We start from the raw sequence: 3,084 nt of genomic DNA, 5'->3' as shown, positions 1-3,084 counted from the left end.
CGGCATCGCCCACCTCCGGGGCCACGAAACCGATCGGCTCGCCGCGCTGAGCAGCGAGATCAACCGCCTGGGCGGCGACTGCACCGAAACGCCGGACGGTCTGGTGATCACCGCGACACCGTTGCGGCCCGCCACCTGGCGCGCGTATGCCGACCATCGGATGGCGATGGCCGGCGCGATCATCGGGCTGCGTGTAGCCGGCGTAGAGGTGGACGACATCGGCGCCACCAGCAAGACGCTGCCGGAATTTCCGCAGCTGTGGGCACGCATGCTGGAGCCCGGCATGTGAGGCCGGGCGACTATGACGAGTCCGACGTCAAGATCCGCTCCGGCAGGGGCTCGCGACCGCGGACCAAGACCCGTCCCGAGCACGCCGACGCCGAGGCCGCCATGGTGGTCAGCGTCGACCGCGGCCGCTGGGGATGTGTGCTGGGAGGCTGCCCCGATCGGCGGGTCACCGCGATGCGGGCGCGCGAACTGGGGCGCACCCCGATCGTCGTCGGCGACGATGTCGACATCGTTGGCGATCTGTCCGGGCGGTCCGACACCCTGGCCCGCATCGTGCGCCGCGGCGAGCGACGAACGGTGTTGCGGCGCACCGCCGATGACACCGATCCGACCGAACGAGTTGTGGTCGCCAACGCCGACCAATTGCTGATCGTGGTGGCGCTGGCCGACCCGCCGCCCCGCACCGGTCTTGTCGACCGGGCGCTGATCGCCGCCTACGCCGGCGGCCTGACGCCGATTCTGTGCCTGACCAAAACGGACCTCGCACCGCCGGAGCCGTTCGCCGAGCAGTTCGCCGACCTGGACCTGACGGTGGTCGCCGCCGGCGTCGATGATCCCCTGCTGGCGGTGGCAGAGTTGCTTCCCGGCAAGATCACCGTGTTGCTCGGACATTCCGGCGTCGGCAAGTCGACCTTGGTGAACCGTCTTGTGCCCGAGGCTGATCGGGCCGTCGGTGAGGTGACCGATATCGGCAGGGGGCGGCACACCTCGACACAGACGGTGGCACTGCCGTTGGGAGACTCGTTGCCGGGTTCCGGCTGGGTGATCGACACCCCGGGAATCCGCTCGTTCGGGTTGGCCCACATCCAGCCCGACGACGTGCTGTCGTCGTTCTCCGACCTCGCCGAGACGATCCAGGACTGTCCGCGCGGCTGCGGGCACATGGGGCCGCCGGCCGACCCCGAATGTGCGCTGGACAGCCTGTCCGGGCCTGCCGCTCGCCGCGTCGCCGCGGCCCGGCGACTGCTGGCCGTGCTCAACCAGACCTGACCGCCCGCATACCGAGTTCGTCGGGTGGCACCAAATGCCCACTTATGCAACGCATTTGGACCTCCGCGTCGGCGCCACAGCCCAGATGAGTCAGCCGGAGCCGGTTGTGTCCCGGCAGGTAACGTCGGCCCCACTCGAACATCGCCCACACCACTGGCATGAACTCGATGCCGGCCTCGGTGAGCACATACTCGTCGCGGCTGCGCTGCCCCGGCTCGCGGTAGGGCCGCCGGGCCAGCAGGCCAAGGTCGACCAGTTCGGCCAGCCGCGCCGACGTGGCGGCCTTGGTGATGCCCACCCGACGGGCGAAGTCGTCGAAACGGGTGGTGCCGTAGTACGCCTCGCGCATGATCAGCATTGCGGATTTGGTGCCGACCGCCGCCATCGTCCTTTCGATCGCGCACTCCCCCACCGCCGACCACTTTTCCCGGTCGGCCAGCGCTCCTTGCAAAAGTGTCATGCAAATCACCTCCCGGTCTGGGTTGCTTTTAGTATACCCAGATGTTTACCTGGGTACGGCTAGTAATAGCCAGCTTCGGACTCAAGGAGGAGCCATGACCGGTTACCAAGGTCGCGACGCCGTCATTGTCGACGCCGTGCGCACGCCGATAGGCAAGGGCAAGGCCAGTGGCGCCCTGCACGACGTGTTGCCCACCGACCTGCTGGCGCACAGCCTGCGCGAACTGGTGGCCCGCACCGGCGTGGACCCGGTACAGATCGACGATGTCATTGCCGGCGCCGTCACCCAGGTCGGTGACCAGGCGGTCAACATAGCGCGCAACGCGCTGCTGGGGGCCGGATTCCCCGAGTCGGTGCCCGGCGTCACGATCGACCGCCAGTGCGGAAGCAGCCAGCAGGCCATCAGCTTCGCCGCCCAGGGCGTGCTCGCCGGCGCCTACGATCTGGTTATCGCCGGCGGTGTGGAGTCGATGAGCCGTGTACCTATGGGCAGCTCGGTGCTCCCGGGCAGCAACCCGTTCGGCGAGGACATGACACAGCGTTACCCCGAGGGCTTGGTGCCACAGGGCATCAGCGCCGAACTGATCGCCGCGAGGTGGGGCTTCTCGCGCACTCAACTCGACGAATTCTCCGCCGAGAGCCACAACAAGGCCGCCCGCGCCACCAAAGACGGGCTCTTCGACAACGAGCTGATTCCGATCGCCGGACTGGAAACCGACGAGATCATCAGGCCCGCCACCACGGTGGAGACGTTGGCCGCGCTGCAGCCGGCGTTCTACAGCGAGGCGATGAAAGCCCGCTTCCCGCAGATTAATTGGGAGATCACACCCGGCAACTCGTCGCCGCTCTCCGACGGCAGCGCCGCGGTTCTGATCACCACCAGCGAGGTCGCCAAGAAGCTGGGCCTGCGCCCGCTGGCCCGGATTCACACCACGACCGTGGTAGGTTCCGACCCGCTATACATGCTGACCGGCGTCATCCCGGCCACCGAGAAGGTGTTACGTCGGGCCGGCCTGGCGCTGGCCGACATCGATTTGTTCGAGGTGAACGAGGCGTTCGCGCCCGTCGTGCTCGCCTGGGCCAGTGACGTAGATGGGGAGCAAAAAAGCATACTGGCTCGGACCAATGTCAACGGCGGCGCAATCGCCATTGGCCACCCATTGGGCGCAAGCGGTGCCCGGATCATGACGACGCTCGTGAACGCACTCGAACAGCGCGGGGGTCGTTACGGGCTGCAGACGATGTGCGAGGGCGGCGGGATGGCCAACGCCACCATCATCGAGCGGCTGAGCTAAGCGGGTTCGCCGCCCAAGACCACACAGGGCACATGAGCCCTCGACCTAGTTA

The 3,084-nt window shown here is 67.5% G+C and carries 3 protein-coding genes and 1 pseudogene; 3 read left to right on the top strand and 1 reads right to left on the bottom strand.

Annotation, left to right across the window (positions count from 1 at the left end; all coding sequences use genetic code 11):
- Positions 1–289, top strand: a pseudogene (locus tag ACLP4W_RS22420) (3-phosphoshikimate 1-carboxyvinyltransferase); the annotation flags it as partial.
- Positions 286–1,278, top strand: a complete 993-nt coding sequence (gene rsgA / locus ACLP4W_RS22415) for a ribosome small subunit-dependent GTPase A (protein ID WP_442389617.1) — start codon at positions 286–288, stop codon at positions 1,276–1,278. The pseudogene ACLP4W_RS22420 and the gene rsgA, both read left to right, overlap by 4 nt.
- Here rsgA and ACLP4W_RS22410 read toward each other — a convergent pair.
- Positions 1,265–1,738, bottom strand: coding sequence for a winged helix-turn-helix transcriptional regulator (locus tag ACLP4W_RS22410; protein ID WP_442389616.1), 474 nt, complete (start codon positions 1,736–1,738; stop codon positions 1,265–1,267). The genes rsgA and ACLP4W_RS22410 overlap by 14 nt on opposite strands.
- 94 nt (positions 1,739–1,832) lie before the next feature.
- On the opposite strand from ACLP4W_RS22410, the gene ACLP4W_RS22405 reads away from it, so the two are divergent.
- Positions 1,833–3,032: a thiolase family protein gene (locus ACLP4W_RS22405; RefSeq protein WP_442389615.1), complete on the top strand. Its 1,200-nt coding sequence runs from the start codon at positions 1,833–1,835 to the stop codon at positions 3,030–3,032.
- Positions 3,033–3,084: the final 52 nt, after the last annotated feature.

Origin of the sequence: Mycobacterium sp., assembly GCF_052145595.1 — a bacterium.
GTDB lineage: Bacteria > Actinomycetota > Actinomycetes > Mycobacteriales > Mycobacteriaceae > Mycobacterium.
Note: the sequence above shows the minus strand (reverse complement) of the source record. Positions and strands in the feature narration are given on the sequence as shown.